Here is a 24,247-nt window from a genome sequence, read left to right as displayed (position 1 = left end):
AGCCACCCGGAACCCCATGAGCACTTACTCCTTCCTGATCAGGCGTGTCCTGCAGGCACTGGCGGTGGTCCTCCTCGTGACCGTCGTGGTGTTCTGCCTGCTGCACGCCCTCCCCGGGGGGCCCGCCCGCGGCATCCTCGGCCCCCAGGCCACCGCCTCGCAGATCACCGCGTTCAATCACGAGCAGGGGCTCGACCGGCCGCTGCCGGTCCAGTACGTGTACTACCTGAACCAGCTGGTCCACGGTGACTTCGGCATGTCGTACACCCTCAACGAACCCGTCTCGCAGCTGATCACCGAACGGCTGCCGAAGACGCTGCTGCTGACCGTCCTGTCGGCCGTCATCGGCCTGCTGTTCGCGGTGCCGCTCGGCGTGTGGCAGGCCGTCCGCCGCAACAAGCCGGTCGACTACGTCATCACCACGCTCAGCTTCATCGCCTACTCCACCCCCGTCTACTTCCTCGGGCTGATCCTGGTCCTCGTGTTCAGCCAGGTCCTGCCCTGGTTCCCGGCACAGGCGCCCCAGGGCAACAGCGTCGGCGACATCCTCGCCCAGCCCCAGGGCCTGGTACTGCCGGTGGTGGCCGGCGCCGCCACGATGGTCGCGGTCTTCAGCCGCTACATGCGCTCGGCCACCCTGGAGAACCTCGGCGAGGACTACGTGCGCACCGCGCGGGCCGGCGGCACCCGCCCCCGGGCGATCCTGACCCGGCACGTCTTCCGCAACTCGCTGACCCCCGTGGTCGCCATGCTCGGCTACTACATCCCGGTCCTCTTCGGCGGCGCCCTGGTCGTGGAGCAGCTCTTCAACTACCCGGGAATGGGGCTGCTGTTCTGGACCGCCGCCCAGTCCTCCGACTACCCCGTGCTGCTGGGGTGCGTCCTGGTCATCTCGATCGCCACGGTGACCGGCAGCCTCCTGGCCGACGTCCTGCAACGCGTCATCGACCCCCGAGTGAAGGCAGGTCGGTCATGAGTTCCCTCACGTCCCTGGACACTCCGGCCGTTCAGCCCGAACTCGCCGCCTCCAACACCCGGCTCGCGGTCCGCCGCTTCCTGCGCAACCGCCTCGCCGTGGTCGGGCTCGGCGTGGTCGTCTTCTTCGTGCTGTTCTGCTTCGTGGGCCCGCTGCTCTACTCCACCGACCAGACCCACACCCTGCTCCAGCAGGTCAACGAGTCGCCCAGCGGCGCCCACTGGCTCGGTACCGACGCGGTCGGCCACGACGAGCTGGGCCGGCTGATGTACGGCGGCAAGGTCTCCCTGATCGTCGGTCTGTCGGCCGGCGTCCTCGCCACGGTCATCGGCACCCTGTGGGGCGCGGCGGCCGGTTACGCGGGCGGCTGGATCGACGCGGTGATGATGCGCGTGGTGGACGCGGGCATCGCCATCCCCGCCCTGTTCATCCTGCTGGTGGTCTCCGCGATCACCACCCCCGACCTCAGCGGGCTGGTCCTGATCCTCGGGCTCATCTCCTGGCTCGTGCCCTCGCGGCTGGTGCGGGCGGAGACCCTGACGCTGAAGAACCGCGACTTCGTCCTCACCCTCCGCGCGACCGGCGGCGGCCACGCGCGCGCCATCACCCGGCACATCCTGCCGAACTCGGTGTCGACCGTCATCGTGGCGGCCACCTTCCAGATCGCCGACGCGATCCTGCTGGTGGCCTACGTGTCCTACCTCGGACTGGGCGTCCAGCCCCCGTCCACCGACTGGGGCGGCATGCTCTCCTCCGGCATGACCGCCGCCTACTCGGGCTACTGGTGGCTGATCGTGCCACCCGGCCTCGCCATCATCCTGGTGGTGTGGGCGTTCAACGCGATCGGGGACGGACTCCGGGACGCATTCGACGTGAGGGGGCGCGCATGAGCGCCGTTCGACCACCGGCCGCTCCCGCCCCGGACGGCGGGCACATCCTCGACCTCGACGACCTGGGCGTCGTCTTCACCACGGAGACCGGCACGGTGCGGGCGGTGCGCGGCGTGTCCCTGCACGTGGCGCCCGGCGAGACCCTCGCCCTGGTCGGCGAGTCGGGCTCCGGCAAGTCCACCGTCGCGCTGGCGGCGATGGGGCTGCTCGCCGGCAACGCCCGCGCCACCGGGAGGGCCGTCGTCGACGGCACCGACATCGTGGGCGCCGACGAGGAGCAGCTGTCCGGGCTGCGCGGAAAGACCGTCTCCATGGTGTTCCAGGAGCCGGCCACCGCGCTCGATCCGCTCACCCGGGTCGGCAGGCAGATCGCCGAGGTGATCCGCAACCACCGCCGGGTCTCCGCGGCCGACGCCGCCGCGCGCGCCGTCGAACTGCTGCGCCGGGTCGGTATCCCCGAGCCGGAGCAGCGGGCCCGTGCCTACCCGTTCCAGCTCTCCGGCGGCCAGCGCCAGCGCGTCGTCATCGCCATGGCCATCGCCAACGAACCGGCCCTGCTGATCGCCGACGAGCCCACCACCGCGCTCGACGTGACCGTGCAGGCCGAGATCCTCGACCTGCTGCGCCGCCTGGCGGCGGAGACCGGCACGGGCGTCCTGCTGGTCACCCACAACATGGGCGTCGTCGCGGACTTCGCCGACCGGGTCGCCGTGATGTACCAGGGCGCCGTCGTGGAGACCGGGTCCGTCGAGGACGTACTGCTGCGCCCCTCGCACGACTACACCAAGCGGCTGCTGTCCGCCGTACCGCGGCTCTCCGTCTCGGAGGCCGCCGGAGGGGGTGACACGGCGGAGCCCGCCGGGGCCGGGTCCGTCGGGGCCGGGTCCGTCGGGGCCGGGTCCGCCGAGGAGCCCGCGGTGGAGCTGACGGACGTGTCGGTGGTCTTCGGCCGCGGGAAGCAGGCGGTGCACGCCCTGCGGGGTGTCTCCTTCGCCGTCCGCCCCGGCGAGACCCTCGGCCTGGTCGGCGAGTCGGGCTCCGGCAAGTCCACCGCGTCCCGGGTGGCGCTCGGCCTCGTCGCGCCGACGGCGGGCTCCGTCACCCTGTTCGGCGCCGACCTGGCCCGTACCCGTGCGCGGGCCCGGCGTGCGCTGCGGGCCGGCGTCGGCGTCGTCCTCCAGGACCCGGTCGCCTCGCTCGACCCCCGCATGACGGTCGGCGAGTGCGTCGCGGAGCCGCTGCGGGTCCACCGCCGCACCCTGTCCGGGCGGGAGCGGGAGTCGCTGGTCGGCGACGTGCTCGACCGGGTCAGGCTGCCGCGGGAGGTGGCGCGGCGCGCGCCCCGCGAGCTGTCCGGCGGCCAGCGCCAGCGCGTGAGTCTGGCGCGCGCCCTGGTCCTCGGGCCGCGGCTGCTGGTGGCGGACGAACCCACCAGCGCCCTGGACGTGAGCGTGCAGGAGGCGGTGCTCGAAGTGATCGGCGAGCTGCAGGAGGAGCTGGGCTTCGCCTGCCTCTTCGTCTCCCACGACCTGGCCGTCGTGCAGCAGTTCGCCCGCCGGGTGGTCGTGATGCGGGCGGGGCGGGCCGAGGAGCAGGGGCTCACGTCGGCCACCCTGCTGCACCCGGAGACCGACTACACCCGGCGCCTGCTGGCGGCGGTGCCCGTGCCCGACCCGATCGTCCAGCGCGGCCGCAGGGCCGAGCGGCTGGCGACCCTCGCCGCCGGGCGGACGGAGGAGCAGGGGTGAGCGGTCCCGACAGCCCCGTCTACGCGGGGGTCGACATCGGGGGAACCACCACCCAGGTGGTGCTCTGCGACGCGGAACTGAAGGTGCTCGACCGCGCGGACACGGCCACCCCGGCGCGCTCCGGCGGCCGGGCGATGATCGCCGCCGTACTCGACGCGCTGGCCGTGGTCCGGGCGCGTACGCCCGGCCGGCTCGCCGCCGTGGGGGTGGGCGCGGCCGGGGTGGTCGACAGCGCCTCCGGTCACATCCTGGTGGCGAGCGACTCGTTCACCGACTGGGCCGGTTTCCCCGTGACCGCCGCGCTGCGCGCCGCGCTGGGCGTCCCCGTCTTCCTCGACAACGACGTCAACGCGTTCCTGCGCGGGGAGATCGCCTGCGGTGCGGCGACGGGCGAGGCGGACGTCCTCGGCATGACGCTGGGCACCGGCGTCGGCGGGGCGCTGTGGACGGGCGGCGAGCTGCGCGCCGGTGCGCACGGCGCGGCCGGCGAGATCGGCCACATCCCGGGCTTCGGCGATCTGCCGTGCACCTGCGGCGGCCGCGGCCATCTGGAGACGCTGGCCTCCGCCCGTTCCCTGCGGGCCCGTTACGGCGAGCGCACCGGGCGGGAGCTGACCGCCCGCGAGGTGGCCGAGGCGGCGCGGGAGGGGGATGCCGACGCGCACGCCGTGTACGCGGCGGCGGGCGCCGGTGTCGCCCGCGCGATCACGATGACGGCCGGACTGGTCGACATCGACACGGTCGTGATCGGAGGCGGCGTCAGCGGTTCCTGGACGCTGCTCGAACCGCTGATCCAGGGGCCGCTCGCCGCCGAGCCGCCGATCAGCGGCCACCCCGTCAAACTGCTGCGGGCGACGCTGGGGGCCGACGCCGTGCCGCTGGGCGCGGCGGCCCGGGCCCGCCACGAGCCGGCCGCCGGCGAGGGTGGTCCCGGGCCGGCGCGGTAGGGCGCGTCCCACCGACAGGCCGGTCGCGGTGTCCCCTCTCTACGGGGAGCCCGCCGGTCTGTCGTGTTTCTACGGGGAGTCCGCCGGTCTGTCGTGGCCGTTGCCGTGGCCGTCGTCGTGGTGGGTGTGCACCTGGCCGTGGTTCGCGGGCGGCGCGTTCTTCGCGTGGGTGCGCAGGCGGGCCGTGACGTCCTCGGGGGGCAGGAAGCGGGACCAGCGCTCCGGGAACTCGGACGGCATGTCCGGGTCGCTGTCGCCGTTCGCCGCGGAGCGGGCCACGTACTCGGCGACCTGGGCCTGGCGCAGCCGCTCGTTGGACTCGCGGGCGGCGGCGGTGGCGGCGGCCGGCCAGACCCGGTCGATGGCCGCGTTGACGGCGGCGCCGACGAGCACCGCGAACGCCGACACGCCGATCCACAGCAGTACGGCGACGGGCGCGGCGAGCGAGCCGTAGATGGTGGGGCCCTCGACGGTGTTGGTGAGGTAGACGCGGAGCAGGGCGCTGCCGACCACCCACATGGCGAGGGCGACCAGCGCGCCGGGGACGTCCTCGATCCACGGTGAGCGCACGGGCACGGAGACGTGGTAGAGCGTGGTCAGGAAGGCCACGGACAGGACGATCACGACCGGCCAGTACAGGACCTGGACGACCGTCGTCGACCAGGGCACCACGCGGACCACGGCGTCCGGTCCGGCCACCATCAGCGGCAGCGCGACCGCCCCGAGCAGCAGCGCCACGATGAAGAGCAGGAAGGCCATCAGCCGCGTCTTGACGATCCCCCGGACGCCGTCGAGCCCGTACATCACGGTGATGGTGTCGATGAAGACGTTCACCGCGCGGGAGCCCGACCAGACGGCGAACAGGAAGCCGATGGAGATGACGTCGGGCCGGCCGCCCTTGGTCACGTCGTCCAGGATCGGCTCGGTGATCTGCTTGACGCCCCTCTCGGAGAGCACCGTGCGGGAGGCGTCCAGGATGTTGTTGCGCAGGCTCTCGGTGGTGTCGGCGCCGATCCAGGAGTCGACGTAGCCGAGCAGTCCGAGCAGGCTCAGCAGCAGCGGCGGCACCGAGAGCAGCGTGAAGAACGCGGCCTCGGCGGCCAGGCCGAGGATGCGGTACTCCATGCACGAGTTGACCGTGTCCTTGAGCAACAGCCAGGCGGTCCTGCGTTTGGACACATTCCGGTACAGAACCCGGGCACGGTGGAGCCGGCCGGACGGCAGTTCGGGGGATTCACTTGCTGGCTGCACGTGCTAAAGGTATCCGCCGTGGCGGGCGGCGCTCATCCGCGGATGCCCTCCGGCCGGTCCGGGTCCGCGGCCGGCGCTCCCGCGCGGTAGGTTCACGGTCATGGCAGGCAGTACCCACACCGTGACGAATCAGGCGCCGCCGCTGACCGGCTACGACGTCTTCTCCGCCGACCGTGCCCTGGCGGACGCCGTCGAGCGGCACCTGCCGCCCGGGCTGCACGAGGAGGCGCTGGCGGAGCTGTCGGGGCTCGGCAACACCTGCGGATCCCGCCAGGTCCAGGAGTGGGGCACGCAGGCCGACGCGAACCCGCCGGTGCTGCGCACCCACGACCGGTACGGGCACCGCGTCGACGAGGTCGACTTCCACCCGGCCTGGCACCGGCTCCTGGGCAAGGGCGTCGCGGCGGGCCTGACGGACGCCTGGTCCCGGCCGGGCGGTCACGTGCGGCGCGCGGCCGGGTTCGTCCTGTGGACGCAGGTGGAGGCGGGCAACTGCTGCCCGCTGTCGATGACCCACGCGGCGGTCCCGGCCCTGCGCGCCGACGCGGACCTGGCCGCCGAGTGGGAGCCGCGGCTGGCCTCGCGGGTCTACGACCGGGAGCTGCGCCCGGCCCGGCTGAAGGCCGGCGCGCTCTTCGGGATGGGCATGACGGAGAAGCAGGGCGGCAGCGACGTACGGGCCAACACCACGTCGGCGCGGCCGCTGGCCGAGGAGGGCACGTACGAGCTGCGGGGGCACAAGTGGTTCTGCTCGGCGCCGATGTCGGACGGCTTCCTGGTGCTGGCGCAGGCGCCGGGCGGGCTGACCTGCTTCCTGGTGCCGCGCGTACTGGCGGACGGCACCCGCAACGTGTTCCTGATCCAGCGGCTCAAGGACAAGCTGGGCAACCGGTCCAACGCCTCGGCGGAGGTGGAGTTCGCCGGAACCTGGGCGCGCCGGGTCGGCGAGGAGGGGCGGGGGGTGCCCGCCGTCATCGGGATGGTGGCCGCCACCCGGCTGGACTGCGTGCTGGGCTCGGCGGGTCTGATGCGGCAGGCGGTGGCGCAGGCGGTGCACCACTGCGCGCACCGGGAGGCGTTCGGCGGGAGGCTGGCCGACAAGCCGCTGATGCGCAACGTCCTCGCCGACCTCGCGGTCGAGTCGGAGGCCGCGACGGTGCTCGGGCTGCGGCTGGCGGCGGCCTGCGACGCCGCCGAGGGCGGTGACGAGCGGGAGCGGGCGCTGCTGCGCCTGGCGGTGCCGGCGGCCAAGTACTGGGTGACCAAGCGGTGCGCCCCGGTGGTGGTCGAGGCGGCCGAGTGCCTGGGCGGCAACGGGTACGTCGAGGAGTCCGGCCTGCCCCGGCTGGTGCGCGAGTCGCCGCTGAACTCGGTCTGGGAGGGCGCCGGGAACGTGCAGGCGCTGGACGTGCTGCGGGCGCTGGGCCGGGAGCCGGCGGCGCTGGACGCCTACCTGACGGAGGTGGGTGCGGCACGCGGCGCCGACCACCGGCTGGACGCGGCGATCCGCACCGTACTGACGGAACTGGCCGACCTGGAGGCCGCCGAGGGGCGGGCGCGGCTGCTGGCGGAGCGGCTGGCGCTGGTGCTGCAGGGCGCGTTGCTCGTGCGGCACGCGCCGCCGGAGGTCGCGGACGCGTTCTGCGCCTCCCGGCTGGGCGGCGACGGGGGCGCGGTCTTCGGAACCCTGCCGCCGACACTGGATCTGGCGTCGGTGGTCGAGCGGGCCCGGCCGATGGCCTGAACACCGCCGCGCGGTGCGGGGGTGGTGCTGCGCCGACACGGCACCACCCCCGCCACACGGGCCCGTTCAGGCCGCGTACGCCGCTCGGGACGGCGTCGTTCGAGTTTGGACGACCGTTGCGGCGTCCACCAGGGTTGCAGAGGGTTGCAACGTGCGGTCGGTCGTGTGCGGACTGTGTCCGCCCGGCTTGGGCAACCGGTCACTATGAGACGAACATTCACCGGCTTCCGGGAGGACGAGTACCTGTGGCGCTCTCGCCGATGGACGTGACGCAGTTCGCCGCCGCCGACACGGCGCGCGCGGCCCGGATGCTCAGCGCGGTCCGCTCGGCGAGACTGTCGGGCGGTCCGGCCCCGGTGGCGCCGCGCCCGGTGATCGAGCAGTCCTGGGCGCGGATGCTGCGCAGCGGCGTCGACCCGGACCACGACTTCCGCTCCGGGCTGCTGCCCCCGGACGAGATCCGGCGGCGTCGGGAGGCCACGCCGCTGCGGCACGTCCTGCCGTTGCTGCGGGAGGCGCTGCTGTCCGTCGCCGACATCGCGCACCACATCATGGTGGTCGCCGACGAGGACGGCCGGGTGCTGTGGCGGGAGGGCAGCGCGCGGGTGCTGCGCCGGGCCGACACTCTCGGACTCGAACTCGGCGCGGACTGGCAGGAGGAGGTGGTCGGCACCAACGGCCTGGGGACACCGGCGGTGACCCGGCGCCCCGTACAGGTCTTCGCCTCCGAGCACTTCGTTCGGTCCCAGACGTCATGGACCTGCGCCGGGGCACCCATCACCGACCCGCGCACCGGCCGGCTGCTCGGCGTGGTCGACGTGAGCGGGCCGCTGGAGTCGATGCATCCGGCGACGCTGGCCTGGGTGGACTCGGTGGCCAAGCTGGCCGAGGCCCGGCTGCGGGAACTGCACACGCAGTCGCTGGAGCGGTTGCGGGCGGTGGCCGCGCCGGTGCTGGCCCGGCTGGCGGGGCGGGCGCTGGTGGCCGACCGGGACGGCTGGACGGCGGCGGTGACCGGGATGCCCTACCTGGAGCGGGTGGCGCTGCCCAAGTCGCCGGAGCCGGGGGCGCGGTGGCTGCCGGTGTTCGGGGCGTGCACCGTGGAGCCGCTCGGCGAGGGCTGGTTGGTGCGGGCCGCCGAGGGCCCGGTGCCGCAGGGCACCACCCGGATCGTCCTGGACCTCGGGCAGCCGCGCCGCTGGTCGGTGCGGGTGCTGGGCGGTGCGGAGGAGTGGACGCGGGAACTGAGTCCCCGGCACGCCGAGTTGCTCTACCTGCTGGCGGTGCGCCGCAGCGGGCGCAGCGCGGCCGCGCTGGCCGAGGACATGTTCGGCGACCCGGCACGCACGGTGACGGTCCGGGCCGAGATGTCCCGGGTGCGCAGGTATCTGGGGGCCTATCTCGAACACCGGCCGTATCGTTTCTGCGAGGACGCCGAGGTCGAGGTCCTGCTGCCGCCCGACCCCCGCGACCTGCTGCCCCACTCGACCGCCCCGGCAGTGGTGGAGAAACGGGCGTCGACGCCGGTGCCTTGACGCCTGCGCGTTCGGCCGGTTCGTCCCGGGCGACGCGCCGTGCGGACGGCGTGTCGCCCGGGACGAGGTGTCCGACCGCCGGCCGGGGCGAGGTGTCCGACCACTGGCCGGGGGGAGTGTCCGACCGCCGGCCGGGGCGGAGTGTCCAACCGCTGGGACGAGCGCCCCCCGAATGGCTGTAAAGACCCGCCGATTTCGCATATTTGCATCGTCCGCGGCCACAGAGCCGACCGGGTGCCGTAGCATCCTCCGCAGGACCGCCCCATCCGCTCCTCGGTCAACGCGGCCACCGTCGAGCACAGTTGGTCCGGTGTCCGTGGAGGTTCCATGAAGCATCGAGGCAGACACCGTCGACGCAGGCGAGGTCGGGCCCTGCGCGCGGCCCTGACCGGGGCCGCCCTCGCCCTGACCGGCGCCGCCACCCTGATCACCACCTCGCAGGCCACGGTCGCCGACGACCCCGGCACCCTCAAGCCCCTCACCTCCGCCGCCGAGACCGACGCGCTGCGGCTGACCGAGCACCGCGTTCCGGAGCCCTGGCTCGACCGGCTCTCCGCCTCGATGGGCGAACCGGTCGGCGTCGACGCCGTACTCGACTCCGCCGACCGCACCCTGCGCAAGGCCGGCGACTGCACGGCCGGAGAGCGGGAGGCGCTGCCCGTCTCGCCCGCCGCGACCCGCGCCTACTGCTGGGACGACGCCGACACCGACGGCTGGCGTCCCGGCGCGGTCACCACGTCCGGGGACGCCGACGAGGACGGCCTCTGGGGCACCCACCGCGTGATCCTCTCCGCCTGGAGCCGCGACGACGGCACGCCCGGAGGCGGCCTCGCCCGGGTCTCGTTCGTCGACGCCGACGACCCCGACCGCCTCGGCTACACCTCGGCGCTGCTGACCGTCCCGGTCGACGGTGGCCACGACTACCGGGGCCTGGCCTCGCCCGTCTCCGGCATGGTCTGGTACCAGGACAAGCTGCTCGTCACCACCGCCGCCGGGGACCGCGACGCGCTGTACGTGTACGACGTCGAGCGGATCCAGCGCGCCACCACCGCGGCGAACGCCGTCGGGCGGGTGCCCGGGGGCTGGGCGGCCAACGGCCACCGGTACGTGCTGCCCGCCGTCGCCTCGTACCGGCTGCCCGACACGGACGGCGCGGCCCGCCCCGGCGCGATCTCGCTGGACCGGGGCACGGCCCCCGACAGCCTCGTGGCGAGCGAGCGGGTGACCGCGGACGCCGACCGCCCCACCCGGCTCTGGCGCTACGCCCTGGGCACGAGCACGGACCCCGAGCGCACCGGACTCCCGGTCACGGACGCCGCGGGAGGGGTGAACGCGGCGGAGGCGTACGAGACGGGCGCCGCCGAGGTCGGGGGCGTACTGTCCTACCGCCCGCCCGGCACGGCCCACTCGGAGTGGTACCTGGGACGCGCGGCCGGCGGGCAGGACGGGCGCGGGACCCTGTGGCGCCAGGACACGGAGGGCGCCCGGGCCGCGGAGTGCGGGGCCGACCAGTCGCAGCAGTGCTGGAGCGGATCGGCGGGCTCCCTGTCGTACTCGGAACGCACCGGCGAGGTCTGGTCGCAGTCGGAGAACATGCTCTTCTCGCTCCCGCTGTCGTCGATCACGGACGCCCTCGACTAACGGCGTCACCCGGGCAGGGCCGCCCCGGGATCGACAGATCCCGGGGCGGGTGGTTCCCTGACCGGCATGACCAACATCGCCGTGACCACGTGGTCCCTGGAGCAGACGGCACCCACCGACCTGCTGCCGGCCGCCGCGCCGGAGGGGGACGTGCGGATCGTCCGCGCCGAGGTGCCCTCCCCCGAGTTCAGCCGCTTCCTGTACGCCTCGGTCGGCGGCGACATCCGCTGGACGGACCGGCTCGGCTGGACCCACGCGCGGTGGCGGGAGCACCTGGAGCGGCCGGGTGTGGAGACCTGGGTCGCCCACGACCGCGGCACCCCCGCCGGTTTCGTCGAACTGGCGCCCGGGGACGACGGGGTCGTGGAGATCGAGTACTTCGGCCTGATCCCCGCCTTCCGCGGGCGGCGCATCGGCGGCCACCTCCTGTCGTACGGCACGGCCCGCGCCTGGGACCTGGCGGAGCGCTGGCCGGGGCTGGCCGGCACCAAGCGGGTCTGGCTGCACACCTGCAGCAAGGACGGCGCGTACGCGATGGACAACTACCAGCGCCGGGGCTTCCGGCTGTTCGACACCAGGGTCGAGGAGGAGGCGGAGGTGGCGACTCCTGGACCGTGGCCGGGTGCCTTCCCCTCCTGACCTGCACCGACACCTGCCCTTTCCCCCGGATGACGGGACGCGCGGCCGTCCGTGTGACCAACGACACCGTGTCTCGTACAGCGAGACAGGGGTGTCCACATCTCGGATAATGCTGGACTGCCTCCAGATCGCCGTGCCACGCTTCCGTCATGTCTGGAACTGGAATTGCCTTGGTGAGTCGGCGCCACGTCGACCTCGGCCGCATGTCCAGCGCCATCTGTCCGGGCCGCTGAGAGCACCCTCCAGCACCACCGGATCCCCCCCTCGTCTCGCTCTGCGCAACGACGCGCACGCGTGTCCTCACGTATGCCCACGTAGTGCCCGTGCGCCCCGCGCGCAGGTCAGAGCCTCCCACCCGCCACCCGACCGCCACCCCTCATCGACGGCGCTGCGCGCCGGCACCTGTTCGATGCTGCTTCCAAAGGACGTGTCACCCATGGCCGCCACCCCGCCCGAACCCGCTGCCGCGACCCCGCGCCGCAAGGTGAGCCGTCACCGCGGCGAGGGCCAGTGGGCGGCCGGGCACTTCACTCCGCTCAACGGGAACGAGCAGACCAAGAAGGACGACGACGGTCTCAACGTGCGGACACGCATTGAGACGATCTACTCCAAGCGCGGTTTCGACTCGATCGACCCCGGTGACCTGCGCGGACGCATGCGCTGGTGGGGGCTCTACACCCAGCGCCGCCAGGGCATCGACGGCGGCAAGACGGCCGTTCTGGAGCCGGAGGAGCTGGACGACCGGTACTTCATGCTCCGCGTCCGCATCGACGGCGGCGCGCTGACCACCGCCCAGCTGCGGGTGGTCGGCGAGATCTCGCAGGAGTTCGCGCGCGGCACGGCCGACATCACCGACCGGCAGAACGTCCAGTACCACTGGATCCGGATCGAGGACGTGCCGGAGATCTGGAACCGCCTGGAGGGCGTCGGCCTCTCCACGGTGACCGCCTGCGGCGACACGCCCCGGGTGATGATCGGCTCCCCGGTGGCCGGCATCGCCGAGGACGAGATCATCGACGGCACGCCGGCCCTGGAGGAGATGAAGCGCCGGGTCCTGAACAACCCGGCGTACTCGAACCTCCCCCGCAAGTTCAAGACCGCGATCTCCGGGTCGCCGGTCCTCGACGTGGTGCACGAGATCAACGACGTGGCCTTCGTCGGCGTCGAGCACCCCGAGCACGGACCCGGCTTCGACCTGTGGGTCGGCGGCGGTCTGTCCACCAACCCCAAGCTGGGCGTGCGGCTGAACGCCTGGGTGCCGATCGAGGACGTCCCGGACGTCTACGAGGGCGTCATCTCCATCTTCCGCGACTACGGCTACCGGCGGCTGCGCAACCGCGCCCGCCTGAAGTTCCTCGTCGCCGACTGGGGCGCGGAGAAGTTCCGGCAGGTGCTGGAGGACGAGTACCTGCAGCGGAAGCTGACCGACGGTCCTGCGCCCGCCGACCCCACCAGCCGCTGGCGCGACCACATCGGCGTGCACCGGCAGCGCGACGGCCGCTACTACGTCGGCTTCGCCCCGCGCGTGGGCCGGGTCGACGGCACGGTCCTGACCAAGGTCGCCGACCTGGCCGAGGCGCACGGCTCGCAGCGCGTGCGCACCACGGTCGAACAGAAGATGATCATTCTCGACGTCGAGGAGGGACAGGTCGACTCCCTGGTGGAGTCCCTGGAGGCGCTGGACCTCACCGCCCGCCCCTCCACCTTCCGGCGCGGCACCATGGCCTGCACCGGCATCGAGTTCTGCAAGCTCGCGATCGTCGAGACCAAGGCGCGCGGCGCCTCGCTCATCGACGAACTGGAGCGCCGCCTCCCGGACTTCGACGAGCCCCTCACCATCAACCTCAACGGCTGCCCGAACGCCTGCGCCCGCATCCAGACCGCGGACATCGGCCTCAAGGGCCAGCTGATGCTCGACGAGAGCGGCGAGCAGGTCGAGGGGTACCAGGTGCACCTGGGCGGCGCGCTCGGCCTGGAGCCGGGCTTCGGCCGCAAGGTGCGCGGACTGAAGGTCACGGCCGAGCAGCTGCCGGACTACGTGGAGCGGGTGCTCACCCGCTACCGGGCCGAGCGCGAGGACGGCGAGCGGTTCGCCACCTGGGCGGCCCGCGCCTCCGAGGAGGCCCTGTCGTGAGCGAGCGCGCCGCGCCCTTCTACTGCCCCTACTGCGGCGACGAGGACCTGCGTCCGGGCGAGCAGGGCCACGGCGCCTGGGAATGCGGGGCGTGCAACCGCGCATTCCAGCTGAAGTTCCTCGGGCTGCTCGCCCGGGGGCTGCAGCCCAACCCCACGGGAGGGGAACCGATATGACCGCGGTTCAGGAAGAGCGTACGACCGACGATCTCAAGGCACTCGCCGAGCGGGCGGGCCGCGAGCTGGAGGACGCCTCCGCGCTGGAGATCCTCCAGTGGGCGGCGGACACCTTCGGCCCCCGGTTCTGCGTGACCTCGTCCATGGAGGACGCCGTCGTCGCCCACCTCGCCTCCCGCGCCCTGCCCGGCGTGGACGTGGTCTTCCTCGACACCGGTTACCACTTCGAGGAGACCATCGGCACCCGGGACGCGGTGGAGGCCGTGATGGACGTGAACGTCATTACGCTCACCCCGCGCCAGACCGTCGCCGAGCAGGACGCCGAGTACGGCCCGCGGCTGCACGACCGCGACCCCGACCTGTGCTGCGCGCTGCGCAAGGTGAAGCCGCTGGAGGAGGGGCTGCGGGGCTACCAGGCCTGGGCGACCGGGCTGCGCCGCGACGAGTCGGAGACCAGGGCGAACACGCCGGTCGTCGGCTGGGACGAGAAGCGGGGCAAGGTGAAGGTCTCTCCCATCGCCAGGTGGTCACAGGAAGATGTGCAAACGTACGTCGACGAGCACGGCGTCCTCACCAACCCGTTGCTGACCGACGGCTATGCCTCCGTGGGCTGCGCGCCCTGCACCCGGCGGGTGCTGGAGGGCGAGGACGCCCGCGCCGGACGCTGGGCGGGCCGCTCCAAGACCGAGTGCGGACTGCACGGCTGACATGACGACCACCGGACCGACCCCATCGGGCCCTTCGAGATCCAGGGAGAACCACGTGACGACCGGAGCCACCGTCTGGCTCACGGGGCTGCCCAGCGCCGGGAAGACCATTATCGCCCACGAGCTGGCCGGGCGCCTTCGCGAGGAGGGCCGGCGCGTCGAGCTGCTCGACGGCGACGAGATCCGCGAGTTCCTCTCCCGGGGCCTCGGCTTCAGCCGGGCGGACCGGCACACCAACGTGCAGCGCATCGGCTTCGTCGCCGAGCTGCTCGCCCGCAACGGCGTCGTCGCGCTGGTCCCGGTGATCGCGCCCTACGCGGACAGCCGCGACGCGGTCCGCGAACGCCACGAGGCAGGCGGCACGGCGTACGTCGAGGTGCACGTGGCCACGCCCGTCGAGGTGTGCTCGGTGCGCGACGTGAAGGGCCTGTACGCCAAGCAGGCCGCGGGCGAGCTGACGGGGCTCACCGGGGTGGACGACCCGTACGAGGAACCCGTCAGGCCCGACCTGCGCATCGAGTCGCAGGACCAGACCGTGCAGGAGTCCGCCGCGGCGGTCCACGCGCTGCTCACCGAAAGGGGACTGGCATGACGACGTCCTTGACGTCCGCGGCCGCCGCGCAGGAGGCGGAGGAGGCGGACAGCCCGTACGCCCTCTCCCACCTCGACGCCCTGGAGTCCGAGGCGGTGCACATCTTCCGCGAGGTCGCGGGCGAGTTCGAGCGTCCGGTGATCCTCTTCTCCGGCGGCAAGGACTCCATCCTGATGCTGCACCTGGCGCTGAAGGCGTTCGCGCCGGCACCGGTGCCGTTCTCGCTGCTGCACGTGGACACCGGGCACAACTTCCCCGAGGTCCTGGACTACCGCGACCGCACCGTCGAGAAGCACGGTCTGCGCCTGCACGTGGCGTCCGTGCAGGACTACATCGACCGGGGCGTGCTCAAGGAGCGCGCGGACGGCACCCGCAACCCGCTGCAGACCCTGCCGCTGACCGAGAAGATCCAGGCCGAGAAGTTCGACGCCGTGTTCGGCGGCGGGCGCCGGGACGAGGAGAAGGCGCGGGCGAAGGAGCGGGTGTTCTCGCTGCGCGACGAGTTCTCCCAGTGGGACCCGCGCCGCCAGCGCCCCGAGCTGTGGAACCTGTACAACGGCCGCCACGCCCCCGGCGAGCACGTCCGCGTCTTCCCGCTCTCCAACTGGACCGAGCTGGACGTGTGGCAGTACATCGCCCGCGAGGGCATCGAACTGCCGGCGATCTACTACGCCCACGAGCGCGAGGTCTTCGGGCGCGGCGGCATGTGGCTGACCGCGGGCGAGTGGGGCGGCCCGAAGGACGGCGAGACGGTGGTCGAGCGCAAGGTCCGCTACCGCACGGTAGGCGACATGTCCTGCACCGGAGCCGTCGACTCGGACGCCGACAGCATCGAGAAGGTGATCGCCGAGATCGCCGTCTCCCGCCTCACCGAACGCGGCGCCACCCGTGCCGACGACAAGATGTCCGAGGCCGCGATGGAAGACCGCAAGCGCGAGGGGTACTTCTAGCCATGACCAGCACCACCGAACCCATCGAGCCCGGCGCGCCCACCGCGTCCGGCGGATCCACCGCGTCCCGGGCGTCCGCCGCCTCCGCCTCCGCCGAGGCGCTGGTCTGGCAGCTGTCGGAGACGACCCTGCTGCGGTTCGCCACCGCCGGCTCGGTCGACGACGGCAAGTCCACGCTGGTCGGCCGCCTGCTGCACGACTCCAAGTCGGTCCTCACCGACCAGCTGGAGGCCGTGGAGCGCGCCTCCGCGAGCCGCGGCCAGGAGACCCCGGACCTCGCGCTGCTCACCGACGGCCTGCGGGCCGAGCGCGAGCAGGGCATCACCATCGACGTGGCCTACCGCTACTTCGCCACCCCGCGCCGCCGGTTCATCCTGGCCGACACCCCGGGGCACGTGCAGTACACGCGGAACATGGTCACCGGCGCCTCCACCGCCGAGCTGACGGTCATCCTCGTCGACGCCCGCAACGGCGTCGTCGAGCAGACCCGCCGGCACGCCGCGATCGCCGCCCTGCTGCGGGTCCCGCACGTCGTCCTCGCCGTCAACAAGATGGACCTGGTCGACTACAAGGAGCCCGTGTTCGCCGCCATCGCCGAGGAGTTCACGGCGTACGCCACCGAGCTGGGCGTCCCCGAGGTCACCGCGATCCCGATCTCGGCCCTTGAGGGCGACAACGTGGTCGAGGCGTCCGCGGTCATGGACTGGTACGGCGGCCCGACCGTCCTCGAACACCTGGAGACCGTCCCGGTCAGCCACGACCTGGCGCACTGCCACGCCCGGCTGCCCGTGCAGTACGTGATCCGCCCGCAGACCGCCGAGCACCCCGACTACCGGGGCTACGCGGGCCAGATAGCCGCCGGCACCTTCCGCGTCGGCGACGAGGTCACCGTCCTGCCGTCCGGCCGCACCTCGAAGGTCTCCGGCATCGACCTGCTGGGCGAGCCGGTGGAGGCCGCGTGGACGCCGCAGTCGGTGACGCTGCTCCTGGAGGACGACATCGACGTCTCCCGCGGCGACCTGATCGTGCCCCGCGAGGACGCCCCGGCCACCACGCAGGACGTCGAGGCCACCGTCTGCCACGTCGCCGACGCGCCGCTCACCGTCGGCCACCGGGTGCTCCTCAAGCACGGCACCCGCACCGTCAAGGCGATCGTCAAGGACATCCCGGCCCGGCTCACCCTGGACGACCTGTCCCTGCACCCGCACCCGGGGCAGCTCGTCGCCAACGACATCGGCCGCGTCAAGATCCGCACCGCCGAGCCGCTGCCCGCCGACTCCTACGCCGACTCCCGCCGCACGGGTTCCTTCATCCTGATCGACCCCGGCGACGGCACCACGCTCACCGCCGGCATGGCCGGCGAGTCCTTCGCCGCGCCCGAGCCGGTCAAGGACGAGGCGGACGACGCCGGATGGGACTTCTGACGATGAACTCCCCCGACTTCTACTCCACGTTCGCGAAGGAGGGCGGCCGCGTCGGCAGCGGCGCCCTCGGCGCGGGCCAGGGCGGAGTGGCGCGATGTGCGTGCTGACGTACGCGCACTGCTCGCGCGCCCAAGGGGGTGTCGTTCGGATCAGGCCGGCTACGGCCCACGGCACCTTTGCACCGGGCCGAGCGGGGTCTGGTGCGTGCAGCTGCAAGGCGGAGGAGGGCGACAGGGCGGAGCCCTGGCAACCGACGACAACGCCGCAGATGTGCGTGCCAGACCCCGCGACCCCGGCAAGATCCGAACGACGCGCCCTGACCCCCCACCCGTACCGCCGAAGACCTGCCGACCTCCCGGCCGCGACCTGACTTCTCGGACCAACCGACAGGCGTGAGCTCCGGGCCAACGAGAGGAACCCCTCCCGTGCCTGCCAGCACCGCTCTGCGCCGCACTCTCGCGGTCGTAGCCGCCCTGCCCCTGCTCACCCTGGCCGCCTGCGGCTACGGCTCCGAGTCCAAGGACGACGACAGCGCCAAGGTCGCCGACGGCGCCGAGAAGATCGACGGTCTCGACTCCGTCCGGATCGGCTACTTCGGCAACATCACCCACGCCACGCCGCTGGTCGCCAACCAGAAGGGCTTCTTCCAGAAGGAGCTGGGCGGCACCGAGGCCAAGTACGCGGTGTTCAACGCGGGTCCGTCCGAGATCGAGGCGCTGAACTCCGGCTCCATCGACATCGGCTGGATCGGCCCCTCCCCGTCGGTCAACGGCTACACCAAGTCCGGCGGCAAGAACCTGCGCATCATCGGCGGTTCGGCCTCGGGCGGCGTGAAGCTCGTCGTCAATCCGGACAAGATCAAGTCCCTGGACGACGTCAAGGGCAAGCGGATCGCGACGCCGCAGCTGGGCAACACGCAGGACGTGGCGTTCCTCAACTGGATCGCCGAGCAGGGCTGGAAGGTCGACGCGCAGAGCGGCAAGGGCGACGTCACCGTCGTCCGCAGCGACAACAAGGTCACCCCGGACGCCTACAAGTCCGGCTCCCTCGACGGCGCCTGGGTGCCGGAGCCGACCGCGTCCAAGCTGGTCGCCGAGGGCGGCAAGGTGCTGCTCGACGAGTCCTCGCTGTGGCCGGACGAGAAGTTCGTGATCACGAACATCATCGTGTCCCAGAAGTTCCTCAAGGAGCACCCGAAGGCCGTCGAGGCGGTCCTGGGCGCCTCGGTCGACACCAACAAGTGGATCGCGGACAACCCGGACGAGGCGAAGGCCGCGGCCAACGAGCAGTTGAAGAAGGACTCCGGCAAGGCCCTGCCGGCCGACGTGCTCGACCCGTCGTGGGAGTCGATCAAGCTCACCGACGACCCGCTGGCCGCCACCCTCGACGCCCAGGCCGAGCACGCCGTCAAGGCCGGTCTGCTGGAGAAGCCCGACCTGAACGGCATCTACGACCTCACGCTGCTCAACAAGGTCCTCAAGGCCAAGGGCGAGCCCGCGGTCGACGACGCCGGACTCGGCGCCAAGTAAGCCCCGGATCCGACCACCCCAGGAGGTGACGACCATGGCCACGACCACGACCCTCGCCAAGGCCGCCGACGGCACGGAGCCGGCCGCCCCCGCCGCCCGGATCGACCACGTGTCGAAGTCCTTCGCGGGCCCCGCCGGGCAGCAGCTCGTCCTGGACGACATCACCCTCGATGTCGCGCCCGGCGAGTTCGTCACCCTCCTGGGAGCCTCCGGCTGCGGCAAGTCCACGCTGCTCAACCTGGTGGCGGGCCTGGACCGGCCCAGCGCGGGCGGCATCACCACGGACGGCCGCCCGGCCCTCATGTTCCAGGAGCACGCCCTGTTCCCCTGGCTCACCGCCGGCAAGAACATCGAGCTGGCCCTCAAGCTGCGGGGCGTTCCCAAGCCCGAGCGCCGAGGCAAGGCGGAGGAGCTGCTCCAGCTGGTCCGGCTCAAGGGCGCGCACGGCAAGCGGGTGCACGAGCTGTCGGGCGGCATGCGCCAGCGCGTCGCCCTGGCCCGCGCGCTCGCCCAGGAGAGCAAGCTGCTGCTGATGGACGAGCCGTTCGCGGCCCTGGACGCCATCACGCGCGACGTGCTGCACGACGAACTGACCCGTATCTGGCGCGAGACGCAGGTGTCCGTCCTGTTCGTCACGCACAACGTCCGCGAGGCCGTCCGCCTCGCCGAACGCGTCGTACTGCTGTCGTCGCGTCCCGGGCGCGTGGCGCGCGAGTGGACGGTCGGCATCCCGCAGCCGCGCCGGATCGAGGATGGCCAGGTCGCCGAGCTGTCCGTCGAGATCACCGAAGAACTGCGTGGGGAGATCCGCCGCCATGGCCAGCACTGAGACCACGACGCCCGCCGAGGACGCGGGCGGTCGCGCCGGCGGGGACGCGGGAGATCTCGCCGGTCTGGAGGCGGGCCTCGACGCCCTGGAGACCCGGCAGAGCGGCCGTACGCCCTTCCGGCAGACGTTCACGCAGAAGATCCTGCCGCCCGCCGTCGCCGTGCTGCTGGTGCTCGCGGTGTGGCAGGCGCTGGTCTCCTTCAAGATCGTCGACGACCCGTCCAAGCTGCCCGCCCCGTCGGACGTCTGGTCGGTCGTGCAGGACGCCTGGCTCCAGGGCGAGCTGCTCGGCTACATCTGGACCAGCGTCTCGCGCGGGCTGCTCGGCTTCTGCCTCGCGCTGGTCATCGGCACCCCGCTGGGGCTGCTGGTGGCACGGGTGAAGGTGGTGCGCGCGGCGATCGGGCCCATCCTGTCCGGCCTCCAGTCGCTGCCGTCGGTGGCCTGGGTGCCGCCGGCCGTGATCTGGCTGGGCCTGAACAACTCGATGATGTACGCCGTGATCCTGCTCGGCGCGGTCCCCTCGATCGCCAACGGCCTGGTCTCCGGCGTCGACCAGATCTCCCCGCTCTTCCTGCGGGCCGGCCGGACGCTGGGCGCGACCGGGCTGAAGGGCACCTGGCACATCGTCCTGCCGGCCGCGCTGCCCGGTTACGTCGCCGGACTCAAGCAGGGCTGGGCGTTCTCGTGGCGCTCCCTGATGGCCGCCGAGATCATCGCCTCGTTCCCGGACCTCGGGGTGGGCCTCGGCCAGCTCCTGGAGAACGGCCGCAACGCCAGCGACATGGCCATGGTCTTCGAGGCGATCCTGCTCATCCTGGTCGTCGGCATCGCCATCGATCTGATCATCTTCAGTCCGCTGGAGCGGTGGGTCCTGCGCAGCCGCGGCCTGCTGGTGAAGAGCTGAGGTACGCCATGTCCGCGCCGGGCCGCCCCGTACTCCTGGTCATCGCCCACGGCAGCCGCGATCCGCGGCACGCCGCGACCGTGCACGCCCTGGTCCGCCGGGTCAGGGCGCTGCGCCCCGACGTACGGGTGGAGACCGGTTTCCTGGACTTCAACGTGCCCTCGGTGCGGGGCGTCCTGGAGTCCCTGGAGACGGAGGGCGTGCGGGACGTGGTGGCCCTCCCGCTGCTGCTGACCCGCGCCTTCCACGCCAAGGCGGACATCCCGGCGGTCCTCGCGGACGCGCCGCCGCGGCTCAGGGTCCGCCAGGCGGAGGTGCTCGGGCCCTCCCCCCTGCTCCTCGCGGCGCTGGAGCGGCGGCTGTACGAGGCGGGGCTCGCGCCCGCCGACAAGTCCTCGACCGGGGTCGTGCTGGCCTCGGCGGGGTCCTCCGACCCGGAGGCGAGCGCAGTGATCGCTGACATCGCGCGGGAGTGGCGGCGCACCGGCTGGTGCGCCGTGCGGCCTGCGTTCGCCTCCGCATCCCTCCCGCGCACCGAGGACGCCGTACGGCAGCTGCGCGAGCTGGGCTGCGCCCGCGTCGCGGTCGCGCCGTACGTACTGGCGCCCGGCTTCCTGCCGGACCGCATCGCGCGGGGCGCGGCCGGGGCGGACGTGCTTGCGGACGTCCTGGGGCCCTCGCCGGAGGTGGCGCGGGTCCTGCTGGAGCGGTACGACGCGGCGCGGGTGCCGGTGCCGGCGGCGGTCGTGGCCTGAGGGCACGCCCGCGCTCAGGCGCCGGTCAGCTCCACGAGCCTGGTGACGGTGTTCCAGTTGCGGGTGGTGGCGGTCAGGCCCTTGTTCACCCGCGGCCTGGCCAGTGCCTCGGCGAGCCTGGAGCGGCCGAGGCCGTCCGGCGCGTACAGGTACAGGGCACGGTCGCCGAGGCGGAACTCCTCCGGCCGGAAGGCGGACCGGTCGACCGGCGCGAAGCGTTCCTCGTCGACCGGTGCGGAGAAGTAGGTGACGTGGAGCTGCTTGGGCTCCAGGTCGGCGGCCGGGAAGGGGCAGGCCTCGGCGACCGCCCGGAGGTAGGCGTGGTCGCGGACGAGGACGTCCACGGGGAAGCCGAAGCGCTTCTCGATCGCCCGCGCCAACTCGGCGGCCAGCGACTCCTCGTCACCGTGCTCGGACGTGAACACGGCCTGCCCGCTCTGCGTCCGCCCGAAGGGCGGGCCAGGCGGCGTCAGGTGCGTGCTCTGGGGGTCCCCCCGGCCGGAGGCTGGGGGAGTGCCGGGCGTCGACCGGCGTACTGGTCGTACGTGGTCGGCGCCCGGTGCGGCGAGTGGGAGCACCTCCCACGCCCTTAAGGCAGTGGGGGAGCGTGCATGGCGTCGCCGGGCAGACGGGAATGTGACGACAGGCCCTACGGCCGCCGCGCCCCGTGGGGGCGAGCGCGGCGGCCGTGTCCGCCACTCTCGCCGATACGTGTGCAGCCTTCAACCACTATGCGCACCTGTGACTTGGTCGACAGTTCTCTCCACGGGGGTGGCAGCGCGGCAGCATCCCGGCAGGGTCAGCGCCGCGCGGCGGGCAGCTGCGCCTCGATGAGGTCGGCGGCGCGCCGGGTGCCTCCCTCCTGGGTCATCTGCGCCCGGATCTCCGTCAGGCGCCCTGCCACCTCCGGGTCGTCGACCAGGGCGAGGGCGGCGGTGCGCAGCGCCTCGGCGGTGGCCTCCTCGGTCGGGAGCGTGCGGGCGACGCCGAGGCCCTGGAGCATGTCGGCGTTGCCGAACTGGTCCGCGGCCTGCGGTACGGCGATCATCGGGGTGGCGGTCGCCAGGCCCTCCTGGCTGCCGCCGGCGCCCGCGTGGGTGACGAACAGGTCGGCCTGCTGGAGGATCGCCAACTGCGGTACCCATGTGCGGACCTCGACGTTGTCCGGTACGTCGCCCAGCTCGGGCGGGTCGACATGCCTGCCGACCTGGAGCACCGTGTGCCACCCTGGCAGCTCGCCGAACGCCCTGACGCACTCCCGGTAGAACGCCGGCTGCTTGGTGAAGGCGGACCCGAGGGAGACGAGCACGACCTTGTCCGCGCCCTCGGGACGCGTCCAGTCGCCCTCGGCGGTGCGGTCTCCCTGGCAGGCGCCGACGAAGGTGTACGTCTCCTCGTCGACCCTTTCGGCGTTGGGCTGCAGCGCCTTGGGGATCAGCACCAGGGAGCGGTCGGGGCGGCCGACGAACGGGTCGGGGTGGTCGGTGATCCCGTTCTCCTCCAGCCACGCGTGGAAGCGGGCGTAGTACGCCTGCCCGCGCTCCGTCTTCAGCGGCTCCTCCCACATCGGCTCGCCGACCTCCTGCTCGTACCCCTCCCAGGCGACCATGCAGGGCGACAGGGAGACCACGGGCACGTCCCAGCGGCGGCCGAGGACGCGGGCGGTGTAGGAGGCGATGTCGTGCAGGATCAGGTCCGGTTCGTCGCCCTCGTACGCCTCGGCGAGCTGCGGGAGCGACTGGATCGCGTCGTCCAGGAACGGCTCGACGTTGTCGAGCAGGGTGCTCCCCCACGCCTCCGGGTCGGCGTCGGGGCCGGGCAGGGTGCTGTTCCAGAGCTTGGGCTCGGCGCCCGCCCCGGCGACCTTGTCCGCGAGCAGCGGCGGGATCGCGTACGTCACCCGGTGCCCTCGCGCGACGAGCTCGCGGATCACCTCCAGGCTGGGGTTCACGTGGCCGTGGGCGGCGATGGAGAACATGGCGATGTGAGCGGGACTGGTCATGCGGCGACCGTATGCGAGACGAGACGTCTCGTGCAACTCAATTCGCGTCACGGCGCCAGCTCCTCGTACAGCCGCAGCCACCGGTCCGGCGCGACCTCTCCGACGAGCAGGCCGGGATCGAGCCGCGCGGCGCGGAAGGCGGCGTCCACCCGGCGGCGCGGGTGGGCCCGTCGCAGGGAGGCGTGCAGGGAGCCGCCGACGCCGGAGAAGCCCAGCTCGACCAGGTCGGTCCAGCCGCGGAGTGCGGCGCCGGTGAGCAGCGGGACAGGGCGGCGCCGGATGCGGAGGAGGCCGGCGTCGACGCGCGGCGCGGGCCGGAAGCGGTACCGGTCGACCCGGCCCGCCAAACGCCAGGTGTGGCTCGGCCAGGTGCGTACCGTCAGCAGCGTCCAGCGGCCGTAGTCGCCGGTGCGTTTGCGGGCGTACTCGAGCTGGGTGAGGAGGGTGGCGTCGGTGCAGCCGGGGGCGGACAGGCACCAGTCGACGATGTCCGCGGTGCGCGAGAAGGGCACGTTCCCGGCGACCGAGAACGGCCGGTGCGGGGGCCGGGCGGCGAGGAAGTCACCGGCGACGACCCGTACGTGCGGGGCGGACGCGAACCGGGCGCGGAGTCCGGGGACGAGCCGGGCGTCGATCTCGTAGGCGTGCAGCTCCCGGCTGCGGCGGGCGAGCGGTTCGGTCAGGGCGCCCCGGCCCGCGCCTACTTCGAGCAGCAGGGGCGGGTGTCCGCGGTCGGGGGCGGCGAGCCGGGCGACGTGCTCGGCGGTGGCGCGGTCGGCGAGGAAGTTCTGCGAGAGCGTGCGGGCACGCGAAGTGGGGCGGGCCATGGCCTGCGGTCCTTGTCTTCCGTGAAGGGGAAAAGGGCAGCCGA

22 protein-coding genes and 1 pseudogene are annotated in these 24,247 nt (G+C 72.9%); 19 read left to right on the top strand and 4 right to left on the bottom strand.

The window, feature by feature from the left end:
• The first annotated feature begins 16 nt into the window (after positions 1 to 16).
• Genes IG94_RS0128070 through IG94_RS0128055 form a run of 4 tightly spaced genes read left to right on the top strand, consistent with a single transcriptional unit; the run spans position 17 to position 4,561 of the window.
• Positions 17 to 976: an ABC transporter permease gene (locus IG94_RS0128070; RefSeq protein WP_031043134.1), complete on the top strand. Its 960-nt coding sequence runs from the start codon at positions 17 to 19 to the stop codon at positions 974 to 976.
• Complete coding sequence (locus IG94_RS0128065; RefSeq protein WP_031043132.1) at positions 973 to 1,866, top strand: ABC transporter permease; 894 nt, start codon at positions 973 to 975, stop codon at positions 1,864 to 1,866. Before IG94_RS0128070 ends, IG94_RS0128065 begins: the two co-directional genes overlap by 4 nt.
• The gene (locus IG94_RS0128060) at positions 1,863 to 3,614 is read left to right on the top strand and encodes a dipeptide ABC transporter ATP-binding protein (protein WP_031043130.1); all 1,752 of its coding nucleotides are present in this window, start codon (positions 1,863 to 1,865) and stop codon (positions 3,612 to 3,614) included. The genes IG94_RS0128065 and IG94_RS0128060 overlap by 4 nt, the downstream gene beginning before the upstream one ends.
• Positions 3,611 to 4,561, top strand: coding sequence for an ROK family protein (locus IG94_RS0128055; protein ID WP_031043127.1), 951 nt, complete (start codon positions 3,611 to 3,613; stop codon positions 4,559 to 4,561). Before IG94_RS0128060 ends, IG94_RS0128055 begins: the two co-directional genes overlap by 4 nt.
• A gap of 69 nt (positions 4,562 to 4,630) precedes the next feature.
• Here the strand turns inward: IG94_RS0128055 and IG94_RS0128050 are convergent, their stop codons facing one another.
• Positions 4,631 to 5,812, bottom strand: a complete 1,182-nt coding sequence (locus IG94_RS0128050) for a YihY/virulence factor BrkB family protein (RefSeq protein WP_031043124.1) — start codon at positions 5,810 to 5,812, stop codon at positions 4,631 to 4,633.
• Positions 5,813 to 5,912: 100 nt separating this feature from the next.
• Between IG94_RS0128050 and IG94_RS0128045 the strand changes: the two genes are divergently transcribed.
• From IG94_RS0128045 to IG94_RS0127975, 15 genes are all read left to right on the top strand, one after another.
• The gene (locus tag IG94_RS0128045; protein WP_031043121.1) at positions 5,913 to 7,556 is read left to right on the top strand and encodes an acyl-CoA dehydrogenase family protein; all 1,644 of its coding nucleotides are present in this window, start codon (positions 5,913 to 5,915) and stop codon (positions 7,554 to 7,556) included.
• Between the two features lie 245 nt (positions 7,557 to 7,801).
• Positions 7,802 to 9,091 (top strand): GAF domain-containing protein, encoded by a 1,290-nt coding sequence (locus IG94_RS0128040; protein WP_031043120.1) that lies wholly within the window; start codon positions 7,802 to 7,804, stop codon positions 9,089 to 9,091.
• A gap of 327 nt (positions 9,092 to 9,418) precedes the next feature.
• Positions 9,419 to 10,732, top strand: coding sequence for a hypothetical protein (locus tag IG94_RS0128035; protein WP_031043117.1), 1,314 nt, complete (start codon positions 9,419 to 9,421; stop codon positions 10,730 to 10,732).
• A 66-nt stretch (positions 10,733 to 10,798) separates the two neighbouring features.
• A complete protein-coding gene (locus tag IG94_RS0128030; protein ID WP_031043115.1) occupies positions 10,799 to 11,371 on the top strand; it encodes a GNAT family N-acetyltransferase in 573 nt (190 codons plus the stop codon).
• 149 nt (positions 11,372 to 11,520) lie between these two features.
• Positions 11,521 to 11,604 carry a putative leader peptide gene (locus tag IG94_RS44395; protein ID WP_350890428.1) on the top strand — a complete coding sequence of 28 codons (84 nt, stop codon included), beginning with the start codon at positions 11,521 to 11,523 and terminating at the stop codon, positions 11,602 to 11,604.
• Positions 11,605 to 11,807: 203 nt separating this feature from the next.
• Positions 11,808 to 13,505 carry a sulfite reductase SirA gene (sirA, locus tag IG94_RS0128025; RefSeq protein ID WP_031043112.1) on the top strand — a complete coding sequence of 566 codons (1,698 nt, stop codon included), beginning with the start codon at positions 11,808 to 11,810 and terminating at the stop codon, positions 13,503 to 13,505.
• Positions 13,502 to 13,681: a hypothetical protein gene (locus IG94_RS0128020; RefSeq protein ID WP_031043109.1), complete on the top strand. Its 180-nt coding sequence runs from the start codon at positions 13,502 to 13,504 to the stop codon at positions 13,679 to 13,681. Before sirA ends, IG94_RS0128020 begins: the two co-directional genes overlap by 4 nt.
• Complete coding sequence (locus IG94_RS0128015) at positions 13,678 to 14,388, top strand: phosphoadenylyl-sulfate reductase (RefSeq protein WP_031043107.1); 711 nt, start codon at positions 13,678 to 13,680, stop codon at positions 14,386 to 14,388. The genes IG94_RS0128020 and IG94_RS0128015 overlap by 4 nt, the downstream gene beginning before the upstream one ends.
• Before the next feature lies 1 nt (position 14,389).
• Positions 14,390 to 14,980 (top strand): adenylyl-sulfate kinase, encoded by a 591-nt coding sequence (cysC, locus tag IG94_RS0128010; protein WP_078892454.1) that lies wholly within the window; start codon positions 14,390 to 14,392, stop codon positions 14,978 to 14,980.
• Entirely contained in the window at positions 14,977 to 15,930 is a 954-nt protein-coding gene (gene cysD / locus IG94_RS0128005; RefSeq protein ID WP_078535735.1) for a sulfate adenylyltransferase subunit CysD, read from the top strand. Before cysC ends, cysD begins: the two co-directional genes overlap by 4 nt.
• 2 nt (positions 15,931 to 15,932) lie before the next feature.
• Entirely contained in the window at positions 15,933 to 17,354 is a 1,422-nt protein-coding gene (locus IG94_RS0128000) for a sulfate adenylyltransferase subunit 1 (RefSeq protein WP_224219648.1), read from the top strand.
• Between the two features lie 425 nt (positions 17,355 to 17,779).
• The gene (locus IG94_RS0127990; protein ID WP_031043093.1) at positions 17,780 to 18,883 is read left to right on the top strand and encodes an aliphatic sulfonate ABC transporter substrate-binding protein; all 1,104 of its coding nucleotides are present in this window, start codon (positions 17,780 to 17,782) and stop codon (positions 18,881 to 18,883) included.
• 34 nt (positions 18,884 to 18,917) lie between these two features.
• Positions 18,918 to 19,712 (top strand): ABC transporter ATP-binding protein, encoded by a 795-nt coding sequence (locus IG94_RS0127985; RefSeq protein WP_031043091.1) that lies wholly within the window; start codon positions 18,918 to 18,920, stop codon positions 19,710 to 19,712.
• A complete protein-coding gene (locus IG94_RS0127980; RefSeq protein WP_031043087.1) occupies positions 19,699 to 20,619 on the top strand; it encodes an ABC transporter permease in 921 nt (306 codons plus the stop codon). Before IG94_RS0127985 ends, IG94_RS0127980 begins: the two co-directional genes overlap by 14 nt.
• An 8-nt stretch (positions 20,620 to 20,627) precedes the next feature.
• Entirely contained in the window at positions 20,628 to 21,374 is a 747-nt protein-coding gene (locus IG94_RS0127975) for a sirohydrochlorin chelatase (RefSeq protein ID WP_031043084.1), read from the top strand.
• Between the two features lie 14 nt (positions 21,375 to 21,388).
• Here IG94_RS0127975 and IG94_RS0127970 read toward each other — a convergent pair.
• From IG94_RS0127970 to erm(O), 3 genes and pseudogenes are all read right to left on the bottom strand, one after another.
• Positions 21,389 to 21,814: pseudogene (locus IG94_RS0127970) on the bottom strand (DUF1697 domain-containing protein); the annotation flags it as partial.
• Between the two features lie 359 nt (positions 21,815 to 22,173).
• Complete coding sequence (locus IG94_RS0127965; protein ID WP_043484675.1) at positions 22,174 to 23,427, bottom strand: glycosyltransferase; 1,254 nt, start codon at positions 23,425 to 23,427, stop codon at positions 22,174 to 22,176.
• Positions 23,424 to 24,203 carry a 23S rRNA (adenine(2058)-N(6))-methyltransferase Erm(O) gene (gene erm(O), locus IG94_RS0127960; RefSeq protein ID WP_031043078.1) on the bottom strand — a complete coding sequence of 260 codons (780 nt, stop codon included), beginning with the start codon at positions 24,201 to 24,203 and terminating at the stop codon, positions 23,424 to 23,426. Before erm(O) ends, IG94_RS0127965 begins: the two co-directional genes overlap by 4 nt.
• Positions 24,204 to 24,247: the final 44 nt, after the last annotated feature.

Source organism: Streptomyces olivaceus (genome assembly GCF_000721235.1).
Lineage (GTDB): Bacteria > Actinomycetota > Actinomycetes > Streptomycetales > Streptomycetaceae > Streptomyces > Streptomyces olivaceus.
Note: the sequence above shows the minus strand (reverse complement) of the source record. Positions and strands in the feature narration are given on the sequence as shown.